The 17,526-nt window shown below is 68.7% G+C and carries 20 protein-coding genes and 1 pseudogene; 12 read left to right on the forward strand and 9 right to left on the reverse strand.

The window, feature by feature from the left end:
- The first annotated feature begins 88 nt into the window (after positions 1-88).
- Positions 89-1,588, forward strand: coding sequence for an MFS transporter (locus GKO32_RS13845; protein WP_154757244.1), 1,500 nt, complete (start codon positions 89-91; stop codon positions 1,586-1,588).
- A 55-nt stretch (positions 1,589-1,643) separates the two neighbouring features.
- Here the strand turns inward: GKO32_RS13845 and GKO32_RS38995 are convergent.
- Positions 1,644-1,748, reverse strand: a pseudogene (locus tag GKO32_RS38995) (chromosome partitioning protein ParB); the annotation flags it as partial.
- 144 nt (positions 1,749-1,892) lie between these two features.
- A complete protein-coding gene (gene corA, locus GKO32_RS13855; protein WP_154757245.1) occupies positions 1,893-2,975 on the reverse strand; it encodes a magnesium/cobalt transporter CorA in 1,083 nt (360 codons plus the stop codon).
- A gap of 380 nt (positions 2,976-3,355) precedes the next feature.
- Between corA and GKO32_RS13860 the strand changes: the two genes are divergently transcribed.
- The gene (locus GKO32_RS13860; RefSeq protein ID WP_312867888.1) at positions 3,356-4,459 is read left to right on the forward strand and encodes a DUF2332 domain-containing protein; all 1,104 of its coding nucleotides are present in this window, start codon (positions 3,356-3,358) and stop codon (positions 4,457-4,459) included.
- A gap of 49 nt (positions 4,460-4,508) precedes the next feature.
- On the opposite strand, the gene GKO32_RS13865 is transcribed toward GKO32_RS13860, so the two are convergent.
- Positions 4,509-4,895 carry an NUDIX hydrolase gene (locus tag GKO32_RS13865; RefSeq protein WP_154757247.1) on the reverse strand — a complete coding sequence of 129 codons (387 nt, stop codon included), beginning with the start codon at positions 4,893-4,895 and terminating at the stop codon, positions 4,509-4,511.
- A 153-nt stretch (positions 4,896-5,048) separates the two neighbouring features.
- On the opposite strand from GKO32_RS13865, the gene GKO32_RS13870 reads away from it, so the two are divergent.
- From GKO32_RS13870 to GKO32_RS13895, 6 genes are read left to right on the forward strand one after another with little or no spacing between them, the layout of a single operon-like run.
- A complete protein-coding gene (locus GKO32_RS13870; RefSeq protein ID WP_166459538.1) occupies positions 5,049-5,243 on the forward strand; it encodes a hypothetical protein in 195 nt (64 codons plus the stop codon).
- A gap of 4 nt (positions 5,244-5,247) precedes the next feature.
- The gene (locus tag GKO32_RS13875; protein WP_312867889.1) at positions 5,248-5,808 is read left to right on the forward strand and encodes a PH domain-containing protein; all 561 of its coding nucleotides are present in this window, start codon (positions 5,248-5,250) and stop codon (positions 5,806-5,808) included.
- A 27-nt stretch (positions 5,809-5,835) separates the two neighbouring features.
- The gene (locus GKO32_RS13880; protein WP_166459539.1) at positions 5,836-6,705 is read left to right on the forward strand and encodes a PHP domain-containing protein; all 870 of its coding nucleotides are present in this window, start codon (positions 5,836-5,838) and stop codon (positions 6,703-6,705) included.
- Positions 6,706-7,323, forward strand: a complete 618-nt coding sequence (locus tag GKO32_RS13885) for a MarC family protein (RefSeq protein ID WP_154757249.1) — start codon at positions 6,706-6,708, stop codon at positions 7,321-7,323.
- A 16-nt stretch (positions 7,324-7,339) separates the two neighbouring features.
- Complete coding sequence (locus GKO32_RS13890) at positions 7,340-8,197, forward strand: RecB family exonuclease (RefSeq protein ID WP_312867904.1); 858 nt, start codon at positions 7,340-7,342, stop codon at positions 8,195-8,197.
- Positions 8,194-8,511, forward strand: coding sequence for a hypothetical protein (locus GKO32_RS13895; protein ID WP_154757251.1), 318 nt, complete (start codon positions 8,194-8,196; stop codon positions 8,509-8,511). Before GKO32_RS13890 ends, GKO32_RS13895 begins: the two co-directional genes overlap by 4 nt.
- Positions 8,512-8,514: 3 nt before the next feature.
- Here GKO32_RS13895 and GKO32_RS13900 read toward each other — a convergent pair whose 3' ends face one another.
- From GKO32_RS13900 to GKO32_RS13910, 3 genes are read right to left on the reverse strand one after another with little or no spacing between them, the layout of a single operon-like run.
- On the reverse strand, positions 8,515-9,375 hold the full coding sequence (locus GKO32_RS13900; protein WP_154757252.1) for an alpha/beta fold hydrolase: 861 nt from the start codon (positions 9,373-9,375) through the stop codon (positions 8,515-8,517).
- A complete protein-coding gene (locus GKO32_RS13905; protein WP_312867890.1) occupies positions 9,372-10,865 on the reverse strand; it encodes an Rv3212 family protein in 1,494 nt (497 codons plus the stop codon). The genes GKO32_RS13900 and GKO32_RS13905 overlap by 4 nt, the downstream gene beginning before the upstream one ends.
- 37 nt (positions 10,866-10,902) lie before the next feature.
- Positions 10,903-12,492: a DEAD/DEAH box helicase gene (locus tag GKO32_RS13910; protein WP_312867891.1), complete on the reverse strand. Its 1,590-nt coding sequence runs from the start codon at positions 12,490-12,492 to the stop codon at positions 10,903-10,905.
- Between the two features lie 320 nt (positions 12,493-12,812).
- On the opposite strand from GKO32_RS13910, the gene GKO32_RS13915 reads away from it, so the two are divergent.
- Both GKO32_RS13915 and GKO32_RS13920 read left to right on the forward strand, forming a co-directional pair.
- On the forward strand, positions 12,813-13,460 hold the full coding sequence (locus tag GKO32_RS13915; protein ID WP_312867893.1) for a ferritin-like fold-containing protein: 648 nt from the start codon (positions 12,813-12,815) through the stop codon (positions 13,458-13,460).
- Positions 13,461-13,701: 241 nt separating this feature from the next.
- Complete coding sequence (locus tag GKO32_RS13920; protein WP_312867894.1) at positions 13,702-13,932, forward strand: DUF3107 domain-containing protein; 231 nt, start codon at positions 13,702-13,704, stop codon at positions 13,930-13,932.
- Positions 13,933-13,980: 48 nt separating this feature from the next.
- On the opposite strand, the gene GKO32_RS13925 is transcribed toward GKO32_RS13920, so the two are convergent.
- Positions 13,981-14,295 carry a DUF4873 domain-containing protein gene (locus tag GKO32_RS13925; protein WP_154757254.1) on the reverse strand — a complete coding sequence of 105 codons (315 nt, stop codon included), beginning with the start codon at positions 14,293-14,295 and terminating at the stop codon, positions 13,981-13,983.
- Positions 14,285-15,031 carry a TetR/AcrR family transcriptional regulator gene (locus GKO32_RS13930; RefSeq protein WP_376765958.1) on the reverse strand — a complete coding sequence of 249 codons (747 nt, stop codon included), beginning with the start codon at positions 15,029-15,031 and terminating at the stop codon, positions 14,285-14,287. Before GKO32_RS13930 ends, GKO32_RS13925 begins: the two co-directional genes overlap by 11 nt.
- Before the next feature lie 49 nt (positions 15,032-15,080).
- Between GKO32_RS13930 and GKO32_RS13935 the strand changes: the two genes are divergently transcribed.
- Positions 15,081-15,977, forward strand: a complete 897-nt coding sequence (locus tag GKO32_RS13935; protein ID WP_154757301.1) for an AurF N-oxygenase family protein — start codon at positions 15,081-15,083, stop codon at positions 15,975-15,977.
- Positions 15,974-16,909 carry an alpha/beta fold hydrolase gene (locus GKO32_RS13940; RefSeq protein WP_154757255.1) on the forward strand — a complete coding sequence of 312 codons (936 nt, stop codon included), beginning with the start codon at positions 15,974-15,976 and terminating at the stop codon, positions 16,907-16,909. Before GKO32_RS13935 ends, GKO32_RS13940 begins: the two co-directional genes overlap by 4 nt.
- Here the strand turns inward: GKO32_RS13940 and GKO32_RS13945 are convergent.
- A complete protein-coding gene (locus GKO32_RS13945) occupies positions 16,851-17,477 on the reverse strand; it encodes a TetR/AcrR family transcriptional regulator (RefSeq protein WP_154757256.1) in 627 nt (208 codons plus the stop codon). The two genes, GKO32_RS13940 and GKO32_RS13945, sit on opposite strands and share 59 nt — an antisense overlap.
- Positions 17,478-17,526 lie beyond the last annotated feature (49 nt).

Genomic DNA, 17,526 nt, shown 5'->3' on the forward strand with positions numbered 1-17,526 from the left:
CAAAAAATCGAGGAACAACCTCCACTTCCGCTACGTTGGACGGTGAAAAGGGGAGGTCCCTACTCCACATATCTTTGCGAGGACCGGTATGCCTTCATCGTCCACAGCCATCGCCGAGCCCAGAGCGGGCACGGCCACGGAAGATCCACATCACGCGCGCCGCTGGTTGATCCTGGTGATCATCAGTCTGGCGCAGCTGATGGTGGTACTCGACGCCACTGTCGTGAACATCGCACTGCCCAGCGCGCAGCACGCGCTCGGCTTCTCCAATGACGCGCGCCAGTGGGTCGTCACCGCCTACGCGCTTGCCTTCGGCAGCCTGCTGCTGCTCGGTGGCCGCGTCGCCGACCTGTTTGGCCGTAAGTACGCACTCCTGATCGGGCTCGCCGGGTTCGCCATCGCGTCCGCGGTCGGCGGTGCGGCCAACGGCTTCGAGATGCTCGTGATCGCACGCGCGGCGCAGGGGGTCTTCGGCGCGCTGCTCGCACCGGCCGCGCTGTCGCTGCTGACCACGACGTTCACCGATCTGAAGGAACGTGGCCGCGCGTTCGGCATCTTCGGGGCGATCGCCGGTGGGGGTGCCGGTATCGGTCTGCTGCTCGGTGGTGTGCTCACGGAGTACCTGAACTGGCGCTGGTCGATGTACGTCAACATCATCTTCGCCGCCGTCGCGCTGGTCGGGGGCTTCACGCTGCTGGTCCACCGCCGTTCGGAACACCGGCCCCGGCTCGACATCCCGGGCACGATCGCCGCGTCGGCCGGTCTTTTCGCGCTGGTATACGGCTTCTCCAACGCCGAGACCCACGACTGGTCCGCACCGCTGGTGTGGGGTTTCCTCGCCGCGGGCGCCGTGCTGCTGACCGGTTTCGTGCTGTGGCAGCGCCGCGCCGAGCATCCGTTGCTGCCGCTGCGTGTCGTGCTCGACCGCAACCGCGGCGGTTCCTACCTCGCCGTGTTCCTGCTCGGTATCGGGATGTTCGCGATCTTCCTGTTCCTGACCTACTACCTGCAGCAGAACCTCGGCTTCTCGCCCGTTTCTTCGGGTCTGGCGTTCCTGCCGATGATCGGCGCGCTGATGATCACCGCCACCGCGGCGACCAGTGTGCTGCTGCCGCGCTTCGGGCCCAAGCCGCTCATCGGGCTGGGCATGCTGATCGCCGGTGGCGCGATGTTCTGGTTGAGCGGAATCGACACCACCAGCACCTACGCCAGTGGCGTGCTGTTCCCGCTGATCGTCGCTGGCCTCGGGATCGGCCTCGCGATGGCACCGGCGATGAACGTCGCGACGGCGGGAGTGGACCGGCACGACGCCGGTGTCGCGTCCGCCACGGTGAACACCGCGCAGCAGGTCGGCGGATCGATCGGTACCGCGCTGCTGAGCTCGATCGCCGCGAACACCCTGTCCTCGTTCACCGCGGGCAAGGCGATGACACCGCAGTTGATGACCGAAGCCGCGATCAACAGCTACACCACGGCGTTCAGCCTGGCAGGCGCGATCTTCGTGTTCGGCGCGGTGGTGTGCTACCTGCTGCTCAAACGGGGTGTGCCGGCGCAGGACGAGAACGCGCCCGCAGCGGTCCACGTGTGACAACGGTTCCCACCGGCGCGCTCCTCAGCGTCGGTGGGAACGCAGGGTTTCGATCACTGGCGTCTACTGTGGACAGTCCTAATGCGAATCCGACGGAGACCAGCCGTTCCCAGCGTTGCCGCACCCGCCCGGACGTAGGGCGGAACCGGCGGTCGAAGTCGTGGCGCTTACCGGCCCGTTCCCGCGTCGGCGATGAGCACGACCACGGTCGCGATCCACAGCAGGCAGGCGGCGAGCACCCAGAACTTGAGGTTGGTCAGCATGCGTGACATGAGGGGAACTCCTTTCGCGAGTCCAGGAAGAATCAGAGCCATTTGTTCTTCCTGAATATTCGGTAGAGGAGAAGGCAGATACTCAGAATCACGATCAGGACCATCGGATACCCGAACCGCCAGTGCAGTTCCGGCATGGAGTCGAAGTTCATCCCGTAAATACCGGCGATCATCGTCGGCACGGTGATGATCGCCGCCCACGCGGTGATCTTGCGCATGTCGGTGTTCTGCTGCAGCGAGATCTTCGCGACGGTCGCGTCGACCAGGGTGGTGAGCAGCTCGTCGAAGTTCGCGACCCGTTCGGACACGGTGATCAGGTGGTCGTCGACGTCGCGGAAGTACGAGCGGACCTCGTCGGGTACCAGCCGGGTGAAGCCCTCCGCGAGCCGCCGCACCGGCGTCGCGAGCGGCAGCACCGCGCGCCGCAGCTCCAGCACTTCGCGCTTCATCAGGTAGATCTGCTCGGCGCTGACCATCGTCCGGGGAGCGAAGACGCGGGTCTCCATCTCCTCGATGTCGTCCTCGATCGCGCTGGTCACTTCGAGGTAGTGGTCCACGACGTGGTCGGTGATGGCATGCAGCACCGCCGCGGGACCTGGCTTGAGCGTCTCCGGGTTTTCGTCGAGGTCCTGGCGTAGCCGGGCCAGCCCGGAATGCGCGCCGTGGCGCACCGTGATGATGAAGTCCAGCCCGAGAAACGCCATCAGCTCGCCGGTCTCGACGATCTCGTTGGCTGTCGTCGGCGACTCGTGCTCGACGTAGCGCAGCGTTTTCAGCACCATGAACAGCGTGTCGTCGTAGCGTTCGAGCTTGGGCCGCTGGTGCGCCTGCACCGCGTCCTCGACAGCCAGTTCATGCAGCCCGTACATCTCCGCGATGCCCTGGATCTGCTGGCCGTCCGGCTCGTGCAGCCCGATCCAGACGAACCCCTCGTGCCTGCGGCGGACCTCCTTGATGGCCTCCCCATGGGTCCAGCGACCAGGCAGCCGCTTACCGTCTACGTAGATCGCGCAGTCGACGACATAGGCCGAAAGTGGGACCGGAATCGGCGGTTCGACGCGCGTACGACCGTTCCCGCGGCCACGCAGACCGCCGAGGGAGGGAATGGCAGGCATGGGATCTCCTGGCTGACGTAGGCGTACTACGACGGCCGTGCGGGTTGGTCCGCCCGGCCGTTACCAGCGTGTCCCGTGAAGTGGTCAGCGAGCGGAGCTCGGCCCGGCCGCGAGGGGAACGCTGGTCTTACTAGGGAGCGGACTATCGCCACTGCTCATCGTGCGTTCCTCACCTCCTCTGGCCGGGGACCTGTGCCGAGGGCCGCTTTGACACCGGCCCTCCGTTGATCGAGGGTACTCCTCGACCACCTGGCACGTCGTTCTCGGGCGGTGTGGCGTTACCCGCTTCCGGCGGTACCCGGTGCGGTTCGGACGGTTTTTCGAGGGTTCGCCATGACCGGGCTACGGTGAAACCGAGTGCTCGACTCCAGGAGGCTTTGGTGAGTGTGGACGAAGTCAAGCAGCGGTTGCGGGAGTTCGCGGCGGGGCAGGCTGCCGGGGTCTCGCCGCTGTATGAGCACTTGGCCGGCAAAGCCGCCGAGGACGACGACGTCGCCGCGCTGCTGGCGGGCGCCTCCGACCTGTCCAGCGGCGCCGAGCTGTTCCTGGCCGCCGCGCACCGCCTCGTCCAGGCCGACCCGATCCACCCGCTGTCCCGGTATTACCCGTCGCTGAGCGGTTTCGACGGCGTGGACAGTCAGACCTGGCCGGTGTTCCGCGAGTTCGTGCTGGAGCGGGCGGACAAGGTCAGGGCGATCGTCGGCACCCGTCAGGTCGTGACCAACGAGGTGGGGCGCGCGGCCGCGCTGTACCCGGCGGTCGCGACGGCCGCGAAGCGGGCCGGGGGCAAGGTCGCCTTGCTGGAGGTCGGATGCAGTGCGGGCTTGCTGCTTGGTCTGGACAAGTTCGGCTACCGCTACCAGTGCGACGGCGGGGAACAGTTGCTCGCCGGGCCCGCGAAGGCGGCGGTCGGCCTGCACTGCGCACTCGACCTCGGGCCGGGCGCGACACTGCCGAAACTGCCGAAGAAGGTGACCGCGGGCGCGAAGGTTGGTCTGGACCGTGCTCCCGTGGACGCGTCCGACGAGGATGAACTGGCTTGGCTGGAGGCCTGCGTGTGGGCCGACCAGCTGGACCGCATCCGGCTGCTGCGAGCCGCCGCCACGGCGCAGCGCAAGGATGTCCCGGAGCTGGTGACCGGCGACGCCGTGGACGATCTCGCGGCCGCCGCCACCCACACCGGCGACCTGCCGCTGGTGGTCTTGACCAGTCGGGTGCTCGCGCACGTGGCCGAGGAGCGGCGTGCGGAGTTCGTCGAGGGCCTCGCGAAACTCGCCGCCGGACGGCCGGTGTGGTGGGTCAGCGACGAGCCGTACGAGGCGGCGCTGTCCCACGTGCTGCCGGGCCGCCCGGAGCTGAACTTCTCCGATGGCGCCGAGTTGTGCACCCTCGGCCTGGTCTCCTGGCACGATGGCGTGCCCGACGCGAAAGCGCTTGCTCAGACGTCCCGCTACGGCAACCGGATGACCTGGCTCGCCGGCTGACGTCGCCGCGGGCAACGATCCCGGACAGACGGGCAAACCTTCGGGCGCTTCACCCGCGCGGGAGCCGTTGCCAGTCGCGGAGCGTGTTCGCCAGCCCGTCGGTCAGCTCGAGTGTGGTGAACATGACGCTGTCGACCCAGCGGGCGTCCGCCGCGTCGTCACCGGCGCGCAGCCGGCCACCGAGGACTTCGCACACGTAGTCGTGGATCTCGTACCGGCCGCGCACGACGGTCCCGGCCAGGCTCCCCGGCCGCACCACCAGGCCTGTTTCCTCGCGCATCTCCCGTACGATGGCCTGCGCGTCGCTCTCGCCGGGCTCGACCCGTCCGCCTGGCAGCGACCACAGGCCGAGACCCGGATCGTGCCCTCGCCGGATCATCAGCAGCCGCCCCGCCGCGTCGTGCACGATGCCGCCGACGCAGCGCACCAAAGCCATAGGGGCAGCGTATCCCGCATGCTGGACTTCTGAGGTGTACACGGAGAGTAGCCGTGCGGTACGATCTTTTTCAGGCACTGACCCAAGCGCGGGACTTTTCTCCCGTAATGGAACGCAGTGCGGTACAACGTTACTGGTGAGCTTGCTAGACCGATGCCGGAGCAAGAGACGGGATTGATCGTTGTGAACGCGAAGAAAATAGCCGGACTCGTGGGTATCGCGTTGGTCTTGTTCTTCGTGATCGCCCAGCCAGGCCAGGCGGCGAACCTCGTGGGCAACATCGTCGCTTTCCTTCGCAGCTCGGCAGAAGCTGTGATCACCTTCGTCAGCAACGTTTTCAACGGGTAGGCCCGTGTTCGCTCCCCGGGACCCCGACGAGTACCTGCTCGACACCGAGCGGCGGGTCGTTCGCATCCGCCGGCACTGGACGGTCCTGGCGTGGGACACCTTCGAGGCGGTCGCGCTGCTTGCGATCTGCGTGATGGTGTCCTACCTGCTACCGCCGTCGCTGTACATCGTGCAGAACGTGCTGTGGTACGCCGCTTTGCTGGTCGTTCTCTATTACGCCTACAAGGTCATGGAGTGGTGGGTCGAGCGGCTGGTGGTCACGGACAAGCGATTCGTGCTCACCAGCGGCGTCTTCACGACGAAGGTCGCGATGATGCCGATCAGCAAGGTCACCGACCTGACCTATGAGCGCACGGCGTGGGGCCGCATGCTCGGCTACGGCACGGTGGTGGTGGAGTCGGCAGGGCAGATCCAGGCGCTCAACCGCATCGAGTTCCTGCCGAAGCCCGAAGACTTCTACGACACCATTTCGGAGCTCGTCTTCGGGGACAAGCAGAAGCAGAGCGAGCGGTTCTCGATGATCAAGGCCCAGCGCCTCGCCCGTGGCAAGAAGATGGTCGGGTAGCGAACCGGTCACCTGCCATAGGACAGAATGGGTGCGATGCGCATCGACCTGCACACCCATTCCCGCGTCTCCGATGGCACGGACAGCCCGGCCGAACTGGTCCAGGTAGCCGCACAGGCGGGCCTGGACGCCATCGCGTTGACCGATCATGACACCACCGCCGGCTGGGATGCTGCGATCGCTGCGCTGCCGGCCGGGTTGACCTTCGTGCCGGGCGCCGAGCTGTCCTGCGTAAGCCATCGCGACGGCCCGTACGGGATCAGCGTGCATCTGCTCGCGTACCTGTTCGACCCCACAGCACCCGCCATCGTGACCGAGCAGCAACGCCTGCGCGTCGAGCGGCGGACCCGGTTGCGGGCCATGGCCGAGCGCATGGCCGCGGACGGGCTCCCGGTCGATGCCGACGAGATCATGGGGCTGCTGCCCGCCGACTCCCCGGCCGGGCGCCCACATCTCGCGCAGGCGCTCGTGCGTGCCGGGCTCGTCGCGACGGTCGATCAGGCTTTCGCGGAGTACCTCGGCAACGGCCGCGGCTACTACGTGCCGCGCCGGGACACGCCCGTAGAGGAGGCGATCGGCATGATCGCCGCCGCCGGTGGGGTCACGGTGTTCGCGCACCCGTTCGCGCGCAGCCGCGGGCGGATCGTGTCCGTGGACACGCTCGTGAAGCTCGCCGAGCACGGGCTGACCGGGGTCGAGGTGGACCACCCCAATCACGACGAGGAAACCCGCGTGCAGTTGCGCGGGCTCGCACGGGAACTCGGGCTCGTGCCGACCGGGTCGAGTGACTACCACGGCACCAACAAGACGATCCCGATCGGTGCCGAGACCACGGACCCGGAGTCGTTCGAAGCGCTCGTGGGGAAGGCGTCCGGCTCGCGGATCACGGTGGGCTGAATGTCGCTGTTCAACGTCACCGCCTTCGCCGAGGCGACGATCACGCTCGTGGTGATCATGGATCCCCCGGGCACGGTGCCGGTCTTCTTGAGCCTCGTCGGCCGCAAGTCACCCGCCGCGAGGGCGCGCGCGGCCCGGCAGGCGGTGCTGGTGTCGCTGCTGGTGATCTCACTGTTCGCGGTGGCGGGCCAGGCGATTCTGGCTTATCTCGGTATCGGCATTCCCGCGCTGCAGGGCGCCGGCGGGCTGCTCCTGCTGCTCATCGCGCTGGATCTGTTGACCGGTAAGGGAAGTAGCAGCCCGGAGGTCGTCGAGGACGTCAACGTGGCGCTGGTCCCGCTGGGCACCCCGCTGCTCGCCGGGCCGGGCGCGATCGCCGCGACGATCGTGTTCGTGCGGCAGGCGGGCGGGCAGCTCGGCTCGTACGTGGCGCTCGCGGTCGCGATCCTCGTCGTGCACCTGGTGATCTATCTGTGCATGCGGTATTCCGGGCTGCTGATCCGGGTGATCAGGGAAAGCGGCATCGTGCTGCTGGCCAAGGTGGCCGGTCTGCTGCTCGCCGCGATCGCGGTGCAGCTCATTGCGAACTCCGTGCGCGGGTTCATCACCGGGGGCTGAGTACGGTGGGGGCGTGGTGGAACAACTGGGGTTCGAGTTCGCGGTGCAGCCGCGACGCCTGACCAAGGTCAGCCCGGCGCGGCTGGCCACCTTCGCCGACTGCCCGCGCCGCTACCGGCTCACCTACCTGGACCGGCCGACGCCCGTGCGCACCGGCCCGTGGGCGCACAGCACGCTGGGCGCGGTGGTGCACAACGCTTTGCGCGCGCTGTTCGAGCTGCCGCCCGAGCGCCGCACGCCGATCCGGGCGGCCCAGTTGCTGAGCGAGCACTGGCAGGACGCGGGGTTCGCCGACGCCGAGCAGGCCGCCGTGTACCGGGACAGGGCCAAGACGTGGATCATGGAATACGTCGAGCACAACGACGTGTCCACCACTCCGATCGGGCTTGAGCGCTGGGTGTCCGCGCCGGTCAACCCCGACCCGGGAAAACCGCCGTCGATGATCATCGAAGGCAGGGCGGACCGGATCGACGAACGCGGCGACGAGCTGGTCGTGATCGACTACAAGACCGGCAAGCGGGCGCCGGACGAGTACGAGGCGCGCAGCTCGCAAGCGCTTGCCATGTATGCCGTCGCGGCCGCCCGCACGCTGCGGAAGCCTTGCCACCGCGTCGAATTGCACCATCTGCCCACCGGCACGATCGCGGCCGCCGAGCACACGGGGGAGAGCCTGCGCCGCCATCTCGCCCGTGCGGAGGAGACCGCGGAGGATCTGCGCGTCGCGACGGATACGCTGAGCGCCGGAGGAGACGGGGAGGTCCTGTTTCCCGCCAACGTCGGCACGCGCTGCTCGTGGTGCGACTTCCGGCCGAGCTGCGCCGAAGGGCAGACGGCCGGGCCGGCGGCGAAATCGTGGGAGCTGCTGGCGCCTTGAGCACCGAAGAGCTGCGGGTTCCGCCCGTCGAGACGCCACCCCGGCGAGGCCGGTGGTGGCGAGGGCTGACGGGTTCGCTCGCCGCGGGCCTGGCCGGGCTTGCGGTGCTGGTGCTGGGCGCGGCGGTGGTGTCGCTGCTGCGTGGCGCGCCGGGGCCGGGCGTGGTGATGCTGATCGGGCATCCCGTGGCGGCCGTGATTGCCTTGGTGGCACAGCGTTTCGTCGACCGGCGTGCGGGCGCGATCGCTGCCCTCGCGGCGGGGGTTGTGGTGGTTGTTGTGGCGGCAGCGCTGCTGTTGTTCTGGTGGTTGTAGGCGTCAGAGCCAGGAACGCCACGCGGGAAGCAAGATGTCCAGCAGCGCCTTGGGGTTTTCGGTGTTGGGGGAGTGCGCGGCGGCCGGGACGGTCACGAAAGGCGCGCCCAGGCGGTCGGCCATGTCTTGCTGGGACGGCACGCTCCACGCGTCGTCACCTTCGCCCGCGACCACGAGCGACGGCAAATTCCGCGCGTGCAGTGCTTCCGCCAGTGCATCGACCAGGTCCGGTTCGTAGCGCAGGCCGTCGGCCATCCCCAGTAGCCCGGCCGGGCTCGATGACACGAAACGGTGCCGTAGGAACGTTTTGAGCTCCGAGGGCAGCACCGTCCACGACGTGAACTGCTCGTTCATCTGTTCCCGCACGCGGTACGCCGCCTCGATGCCGTCCTTGCGCAGCAACGGTTCCCCGAGGCTCAACGCCGCCCGGCGCGGACCGTCCGGCAGTGCGGCGGGGCCGGAGTCCATCAACGTCAGCCCGGCGATGTCCGCGCCCGCGAGCACCGCCGCCCGCGCGACCAAGCCACCGTAGGAATGTCCGAGCAGCAGCACCGGTTTCCCTGCTGCCGCAAGGTGTTCGACCAAACCCGCGACGATCTGACCCAGTACGGCGGGCAGGTACGCCGACTCGTCGTCCGGGCCCGCCGACTCGAACTGGCCGGGCAGGTCTATCGCCACCGCCTGGAAACCGTCCGCCCCGATGCCGTCCAACACGGGCGCGAAGTCCTCTTTGGACCCGGTGTAGCCGGGCACCAGCAGCGCGACCGCCTTGCCGTCGTCCTTGGTGCGCAGGGCCGCGATCGGGCCGAAACCACCGGGCAGCTCGACGCGATCGGCGCCGTGCACGGTGAGCTGAGCGGTCATCGGAGCGCGGCCACGGTCGCACCGCGCTGCTCAAGCAGCACCGGGCCCGCCACCGCGAGCCGCACCGGACCGGAATAGCCGTGCCGGTCGACGCCGATCGTGCGGATCGTCGAGCCGTCCGCCTCGTTCAGCACAGCCAGCCCGCCCTGGATCGGCACCACGAGCTGGTGGTCGAACTGGACACCCGGCCCCAGCGCGGACGTGAGTGTCCACTTGGGAGTCAGGTTGTCCCGGGAGAACGCCATCAGCTTGGAGCCGGTGAACCAGTACACAGTGGACGATGTCGACGACGTCACCGGGATGCCGCCGGCCGGGTCGTGATCGAGATCGGTCGCCGGCAGGTCCAGCGGGTACGCCGCGATCCCGGCACCGTCCTGGCCGTAAAGCACGAGCTGTTTCTGGTCGGGCATGGCGACCGCCACGTAATCCCCGGACATCGCGACCATGCGCGCGTGATAACCGGGCAGAATCTGGCTGAACGACACCTGCGGGTTGTCGGAATCCTTGGGCGCGGCGCGCAAAACCGTGAGCCGGTCGCCCGGGTCACCAGGGCAGCGCTCGACCACGCCGAGCCGGCTCGACGACATCGCGATCGAGCCGTAGGTGCAGCCCACGCGTGGTTGCTTGTCCGGATTCACGAGTGCCGGCACCTTGCCGTACTCGTTGGTCTCGACCAGATCGTCACGCCAGGTGTTGAGCAGGGTGCTGCCGAAAGCGGTGACGTACGAACCGTCGGTGGTCAGCGCCGTGCCGAGCGGGGCGCTGCCGGTGCGCTGCGCCATCCTGGCGCCGGTGGCCGGGTCGAGCGCGATGACCTCACTGCAGCCGCTTTCGTTGTTGGCACCGTCCTCGCGGAACAACGCCACCGCCCGGGACCAGCCTTGAGCGGCGGTGCACAGCGGGAGGTCCCGGGAGTAGCGCCAGCGCACCTGGCCGGTGAGCGGGTCGCGGCCATCGAGCTCGCCGCCGTTCGCCGTGACGACTGCGTTGCTCGCGGCGATCGGCACCGGCGTCGCCCCGCTCGGCGCCTGCCACAGTTCGCTGAGCTGCGCCGGGACGGCGGCCGGAGTTTCGGGCAGCGCCGGCGCGGGCCCGGCGGTCTGCGAGATCGTGGCCCGGCTTTCGCTGGTGGCCCAGATCGTGACCGCCGCGGCCACGGCGACCACGGCCAGCGCGGCCGCGATCACCCTGTCCCGCGGCCGGTTCCACGGCGACGGGCGATCGGGCTGGACGATCGTGTGCCGCCGGGGCGGCCCCGCCGGTGGGGTCTCGGCGCTCGCCAGCACGTCCTCGACACCGATGATGACGGTGGTCTCGGAATCATCGGCGGGACGGCGATGACGACCGCCCCTGGGGGCACGTGGCGCCCAGGCACCGATGGTTTTCCCTTGCGGCGCGGCAGGTTCAGCCGATTCCACAACGGGGGAAGCACCGGCCTGCTCGTCCGTGACCTTCCCGGTGCCCATGGTCCCTTCGACGGGCTCGCTCACCTGCTCTGCTTCTCCCCGTTGTCCGGCGCACTTGCCCCTAGTCTGCCGAAGCGGGTGTGTCGGTCGTGTTTGCCGTCTCCGAACGGCGGCGACGGCGGCGCCGGGCGGGACGCTCGGCGCTCTCGCTGCCTTCCCGTTCGGCGGGGGGCGCGGTTTCCCCGCCACGGGTGCGGGTGCGGCGGCGCGGACGGTCCTCTTCGGACACTTCGGCGTCGGCCTTTTCGATGGCCTCCGCCGTGGCGGCACCGCCACGGGTGCGGCGGCGGCTGCGCTTGCGCGGCGCCTCCGTGGTCCGGCGGCGACGGCCGCCCATCTTCTCCTCGGGCTCGGCGGCGAGCCCCGCGCGGGTCCGCTTGCCCAGCGGCAGCCGCCCGGTCGAGTCCTCCGGGATGTCCAGGTCGGTGAACAGGTGCTTCGACGTCGAGTACGTCTCCACCGGCTCCGGAATCTCCAGCTTCAGCGTGTCGGAGATGACCTTCCAGCGCGCTTCCTCGTCCCAGTCGACCAGCGTGATCGCGACCCCCGTCTTGCCGGCGCGCCCCGTGCGGCCGATGCGGTGCACGTAGGTCTTCTCGTCCTCGGGCGTCTGGTAGTTGATCACGTGCGTGACGTCGTCCACGTCGATGCCGCGGGCCGCGACATCGGTGGCGACCAGCACGTCGATCTTGCCGGAGCGGAACGCGCGCAGTGCCTGCTCACGAGCGCCCTGGCCGAGGTCACCGTGCACCGCCGCGGCGGCGAACCCGCGCTCGGCGAGATCGTCGGCGACCTTCTGCGCGGTGCGCTTGGTGCGGGTGAAGACCATCGTCAGGCCACGCTCGCGGGCTTGCAGGATGCGGGCGATCAGCTCGGGCTTGTCGAGCGAGTGCGCCCGGTAGACGAACTGGGTGGTGCGCTCGTGCACCGCGCCCGCGTCGTTCTCCTCGGCACGGATGTGCGTCGGGCGGTTCAGGAACGTGCGCGCCAGCGTGATGATCGGGCCCGGCATGGTCGCCGAGAACAGCATCGTCTGCCGCTCCTGCGGCACCATCGTCAGGATGCGCTCGATGTCCGGCAGGAAGCCGAGGTCCAGCATCTCGTCGGCCTCGTCCAGCACCAGCGCGCGGACCTTGCCCAGCACCAGATGCTGCTGTTCGGCCAGGTCCAGCAGCCGGCCGGGGGTGCCGATCACCAGGTCGACACCCTTGCGCAGCGCGTCGATCTGCTGCTCGTAGGGGCGGCCACCGTAGATGGCCAGCGTGCGCACCCCGAGGTGCTTGCCCGCGTCGGTGAGGTCGTGGGTGACCTGCAGGCACAGCTCGCGGGTCGGCACCACGACGAGCGCCTGCGGGGTGCCGTCCCCGGGGGTGACGATCCGCTGCAACAGCGGGACGCCGAAGCCCAGGGTCTTGCCCATGCCGGTGCGGGCCTGGCCGATGAGATCCTCGCCCTGGAGGGCGAGCGGCAGGGTGAGCGCCTGGATGGCGAAGGTCCGCTCGATGCCGGCCTCGGCCAGCGCGCGGACGATCTCGGGATGGACGCCGAACTCGCCGAACGTGGGGTTCTCCGGCTCGACGTCGGCGCCTGCCTGCAGCGGATGTGACGGGTCGGTGTCCGGCAGGCCGCTCTCGCTGTGCTCGAGGGCCACCGGGTCGGTTGCTGTTCGGTTGTCGGAAGTGCTCGCGGTCAGTGTGATCGCCTCTCTCGTACCAGCGCGCACTCACCTGGTCGGGATCTCGGCACTCGACCGCGGGATCGGTAGTCGCGGGAATGCCGCACAAAAGGCGTGCACGCACACTGTGTTGTTACAGGCCACTAGCGAAAAGCGGGCCCGATATCCGCGCCATCTCCGGCGCGGAAGCCGTCAATACACCGTCATTGTACTGGTTGGCCCGCTGGCCTCGGTGTTTCGGTCCGGCGTGTCCGTGTGGACTGTGTCCCGACGATCTCCGACTACAGTTTGGCGCTGTGACATCCCAGATCCGCGAAGGCATTGTCGACCTGCTCGGCGTCATCGCGTACGGCGAGCTTTCCGCGTTCGACCGGCTGGCCGAGGACGCCCGTCGTGCGCCCACCCTGTCCGGCCGGGCGGCGCTGGCCTCGATGGCAGCCGCCGAGATCGGCCACTACGACCTGCTCTCCAAGTATCTGCGTGAGCACGGGCTCACGGTCGAGGACGCGATGTCGCCGTTCGTCGATCACATCGATGCCTGGCACGCCTCGACCGCACCGAAGTCGTGGCTGGAGTCACTGGTCAAGGCCTACGTGGGGGATGGGCTCGCGGCGGATCTGTACCGCGAAGTCGGAAGCTGGCTCGACGAGCAGACCAAGGACCTGGTGACGACCGTGCTCGCCGACACCGGGCATTCGGAGTTCGCGGAACGCGAGGTCGCGGCGGCGATCGCGGCGGACCCGAAGACGCGCGACCGGCTGGCGCTGTGGGGGCGGCGACTGCTGGGGGAGGCGCTGACCCAGGCGCAGTACGTGGTCGCCGAGCGGGACGGGCTGGCCGAGCTGATCGTGTCCGGGTCCGGTGATCTCTCGGGAATCGCCGCGCTCTTCCGGAGGTTGCAACAGGGGCACACCAAGCGGATGCAAAAGCTGGGGCTCGGCTGATACATGATGAGGGCTTGCGTGCCGGTGCGGGTGGCGGAACCTGAGGCGGCCCCTGACTCCGGGATCGCCTCCTCATGAATGCCAATTCACCACGTCGGCGCTGTCCTCGCCAGAAACCACCTCAGAACCCGCGGCGGTGCAAGCGGACGGCGTGGTGAAAGCGGCTCCGCCGCTGGGAAGAAAAATTTCTAGGCTAGCCTTGGCGGCAGGTACGTCAGGAAGAGACAGGCGGAGGTCACACGTGGAGGTCAAGATCGGCATCAAGGACACGCCGCGCGAGCTGGTGGTGTCCAGTGGCCAGGCTGCCGAAGAGGTCGAGTCGCTGGTCGCCGACGCGCTGAAGGCCGCCGACGGGCTGTTCCGCCTCACCGACGAGAAGGGACGCAAGTTCATCGTCCCCGCCGACCGCATCGCCTACGTCGAGATCGCACCCAGCGACGTGCGCAAGGTCGGCTTCGCCGTCGGCGCCTAGTTTCGGCTCCAGCCAGGAAGGGACGCTCCGTGCGGGGCGTCCCTTCTGCTATTCCCCGGCTTCCGCGAGCGTGGCCGGCACCGGGAACGGCGGGGTGCTCACGCCGAGGATGCGGTAGCGGCCCCACGGGTCCGGATCGGACAGCTCGCCTCGGGCGGAACCGGCCGGGGTGCGGAGTTCCGCCTCGTGCTTGCGGCCGCCGGCCAGCTCGTGCAGGCCGTCGTCCCGTGCGATGCGGCCGTACCAGCGGTAATGGCCGTCGATGGGCTGGAAATGTCCGCGCAGATCGACCTCGACGCGGAACTCGTGCCCGGCCACCAGCAGCGTCGCGGCTCCGGTGTAGCCGTCATCGTCAGCCGGCATCGGACTCCTCCTTCGCGTGGAGCAGTACGACCCTGTTCGCCTCCAGCGGCTGGTTCGGGTCGATGGTGATGCCCTGCTGCCGCGCCAGGCCGTCGATCGCCGCCCAGATGAGCTGCGTCAGGTACTCCACCACGGATTCCCGGCTCATCGACCGCCTGTCGAGCCACCACTCGCCGGTGTTCTGCACCATGCCGACGATCCCGTACGCCCACGGCTCGGCCGCGCCGGAATCCATGCCGAACATCCGCATGTAGTCACCGAGGAGCGCGGTCAGCGCCGTGGCGATGAGCTCCTTGTCCTCGGCGACCACGTCGGCGTCCACCGGCTTCTCCGCGAACGAACCACGCGCCAGCAGGCGGTACAGGTTCGGATGTTCCTCGATCACGCCGAAGAACGCGTCGAGCGCTGTGCGGATCCGCGGCACCGGGGCCAGTTCGGCGTTGATCGCCGGCACCAGCCGCGAGAACAGCATCTCCGTGCCGCGCTGGCCGAGCGCGACATACAGGTCCGCCTTGTCCGCGAAATGCCGGTACAGCACGGGTTTCGTGACCCCGGCGGCAACCGCGACATCCTCCATCGCCAGGTCAGGACCGTGCTCGTCGAGCGCGCTCAGCGCGGCCTCGACGAACTGTGCCCGCCGGGTCACCCGGTGCTTGCGCCACCGGTCGCGCCGTGCGTCCCCGGTCGGCGTGTCGCCTGCCTTGCCGCGCTTGACATGTTCCGCCACGAGAGCAATGCTACCAAAGGTAACTGTTACCTCAAGTTACATGAAAATGGGAGACGCGATGACGCGGATGCTCGATGGGCGGGAGAGGACCGCGGACCGGCTGCTCAAGTCCTCCGCGGGCAAGTTCTACGACCCCGACGTCGATATCGACTGGTCGGCGCCGCTGCCTGATGGCAAGGTCTACGAGCTCGAACACCGCAGCTCGCTCTACGGCACTCACCTGTGGGACGAGCTGACCCCCGAGCAGCGCGTCGAGCTGGGCAAGCACGAGATCGCCAGCATCGCCGGCAACGGCATCTTCTTCGAGGTCCTGCTCATGCGGATGCTGCTCAAAGAGGTCTACCGCGGCGACCCGACGACGCGCCACATCCAGTACGCGCTGACCGAGATCGCCGACGAGTGCCGGCATTCGACGATGTTCGCCAGGATGGTCGAGCGCTTCGGCGCGCCGCCGTACGGTCCCGTCAAGATCGTGCACCAGCTGGGCAAACTGCTGCCCGTCCTCGGCTACGGCCCCGCACTCTACGGTTCGATCCTGGTCGCGGAGGAGGTCCTCGACCGGCTGCAGCGCGAAAGCATGGCGGACGAGCGTGTCCAGCCGCTGGTCCGCATGGTCAACCGCATCCACGTGCTGGAAGAGGCGCGCCATGTCACGTTCGCGCGGGAAGAGGTCACCCGCGGCATGGCCCGGCTGTCCAAAAAGGAGCTGTACTACCAGCGCTGGCTGATCGCGTCGGTCAGCTTCGCGATCACCCGCAGCCTGATCAACCCCCGTGTCTACGCGGCGGTCGGGCTCCGGCCGAAGGACGCCTGGGAGGTCGCGCTGGCCAACCCGTATTTCCAGGAGACCATCCGCTGGTCCGGTGAGCGCATCATGGCGTTCCTCGACGAAACCGGGCTCGTCGGTGCGCCGGGTATGCGGATGTGGCGCAAGTCGTTCCTGGTGCCGGCATGACGGCGGTACCCGGTCACCGGTTCGTCACCTCGGACGGCACGGCGCTCTACGTCGATGCCGCCGGGCCGCGGAACGCCCGGATGACGCTCGTTCTCGTGCACGCCTGGACGCAGGACCAGACCGAATGGGACCCGATCCTGCCGTTGCTGCCGCCGGATGTGCGGGTGATCCGCTACGACCATCGCGGGCACGGCGCGTCGGCCCCGGCGAAACCGGGCACCGCCACCATCGCCCGGCTCGCCGACGACCTCGCCGAATTGCTGCGGGCGTGGGTCCCGGACGGACCCGTGGTGCTGGCCGGGCATTCCCTCGGTGGCATGACGATCATGGAACTGGCCGAGCGGCATCCCGAGCTCGTGCGGGCCCGCGTCGCCGGGGTCGCGTTCATCGCGACGTCGTGCTCGAACATGGACCGGCTCACCCTCGGCCTGCCGGGCGCCGCCGGCCGCGCGGCGATCCGGGTGGACAAGGCGCTGGGACGACGACTTTCCCGTTACCGCAAGGAATTCGTGCCGATCCCGGCCGTGCTCGCGCGGCCGGCGACACGCTGGATCGCGTTCGGCAAGAAGGTCGACCGGGTTGATGTGCGGGCGATGACGGCGCAGTTCCTGCGTGCGCATCCCAGCAGCCTCGGCGGTTTCCGCGACTCGATATCCCGGCATGACCGTCGTGCCGCGCTCGCGACACTCGCCGGTACGCCTGGAGTGATCCTCGTCGGCGACCGGGACCGGATCACGTCGGTGAACCACGCGAAGGTCCTCGCCGAAGAGCTGCCGGGCGCGGAGTTCGTGTTGTTCCCCGGCGCCGGGCACGAGCTGACCTACGAGCGGCGGCATGGCGTCGCCGCGCGCCTGCGGTCGTTGCTCGAAGCGGCTACTTCCCCTGCAGCGGGAAGCCGGCGCCGATCCCGCGCCACGCCAGCGTCGCGGTGAGCGCGACGGCGTCTTCCTGACTCATCGTGCTGTGGTGGGCCAGCCAGAAGCGGGCGCTCACCTGGCTCAGCCCGACGAGGCCGACCGCGAGCAGCCGTGCCTTGTCCTCGTCGAGACCGGCGTCCGAGGTGATCGTTTCGGTGATCGCGTCGACACTTGCCGAGGTAGCCCTGTCCACGGCCTCCTGGACGGCCGGCTCGCCACGCAGGTCGGACTCGAACACCATCCGGAACGCGCCGGCGTCATTGCTCACGAAGTCGAAGAACGCACCGACCGCGGCGTGTACGCGCTGCTTGTTGTCGGTGGTGGAACCCAGCGCGCCCTCCACCCGGCCGACGAGTTCGTCGACATGGCTTTCCAGCAGTGCGATGTAGAGGTCGAGCTTGCCGGGAAAGTGCTGATACAGCACCGGTTTGGACACCCCGGCCTGCTCGGCGATCTCGTCCATCGCCGCCGCGTGGTAGCCGTTCGCGGAGAAGACGCGCTGCGCCGCGGCAAGCAGCTGCGCCCGCCGTTCGGTCCGCGGCAGCCGGACTCCCCGCTGCTGCGTCGGCGCCATTTCCGTCATAGTTCCTCCCGGTTCAACCCGTCCGAGATTACTCGTGGGTACCGACGAG

Source organism: Amycolatopsis pithecellobii, assembly GCF_009707865.1.
GTDB classification, from domain to species: domain Bacteria; phylum Actinomycetota; class Actinomycetes; order Mycobacteriales; family Pseudonocardiaceae; genus Amycolatopsis_E; species Amycolatopsis_E pithecellobii.

What these genes read in the sequence shown, in the direction of transcription:
- GKO32_RS13870 (WP_166459538.1), top strand. Translation starts at nt 5,049, where the DNA reads ATGCCGGAGCAAGAGACGGGATTGATCGTTGTGAACGCGAAGAAAATA.
- GKO32_RS13845 (WP_154757244.1), top strand. Translation starts at nt 89, where the DNA reads ATGCCTTCATCGTCCACAGCCATCGCCGAGCCCAGAGCGGGCACGGCC.
- GKO32_RS13940 (WP_154757255.1), top strand. Translation starts at nt 15,974, where the DNA reads ATGACGGCGGTACCCGGTCACCGGTTCGTCACCTCGGACGGCACGGCG.
- GKO32_RS13880 (WP_166459539.1), top strand. Translation starts at nt 5,836, where the DNA reads ATGGGTGCGATGCGCATCGACCTGCACACCCATTCCCGCGTCTCCGAT.
- GKO32_RS13885 (WP_154757249.1), top strand. Translation starts at nt 6,706, where the DNA reads ATGTCGCTGTTCAACGTCACCGCCTTCGCCGAGGCGACGATCACGCTC.
- corA (WP_154757245.1), bottom strand. Translation starts at nt 2,975, where the DNA reads ATGCCTGCCATTCCCTCCCTCGGCGGTCTGCGTGGCCGCGGGAACGGT.
- GKO32_RS13945 (WP_154757256.1), bottom strand. Translation starts at nt 17,477, where the DNA reads ATGACGGAAATGGCGCCGACGCAGCAGCGGGGAGTCCGGCTGCCGCGG.
- GKO32_RS13935 (WP_154757301.1), top strand. Translation starts at nt 15,081, where the DNA reads ATGACGCGGATGCTCGATGGGCGGGAGAGGACCGCGGACCGGCTGCTC.
- GKO32_RS13865 (WP_154757247.1), bottom strand. Translation starts at nt 4,895, where the DNA reads ATGGCTTTGGTGCGCTGCGTCGGCGGCATCGTGCACGACGCGGCGGGG.
- GKO32_RS13900 (WP_154757252.1), bottom strand. Translation starts at nt 9,375, where the DNA reads ATGACCGCTCAGCTCACCGTGCACGGCGCCGATCGCGTCGAGCTGCCC.
- GKO32_RS13925 (WP_154757254.1), bottom strand. Translation starts at nt 14,295, where the DNA reads ATGCCGGCTGACGATGACGGCTACACCGGAGCCGCGACGCTGCTGGTG.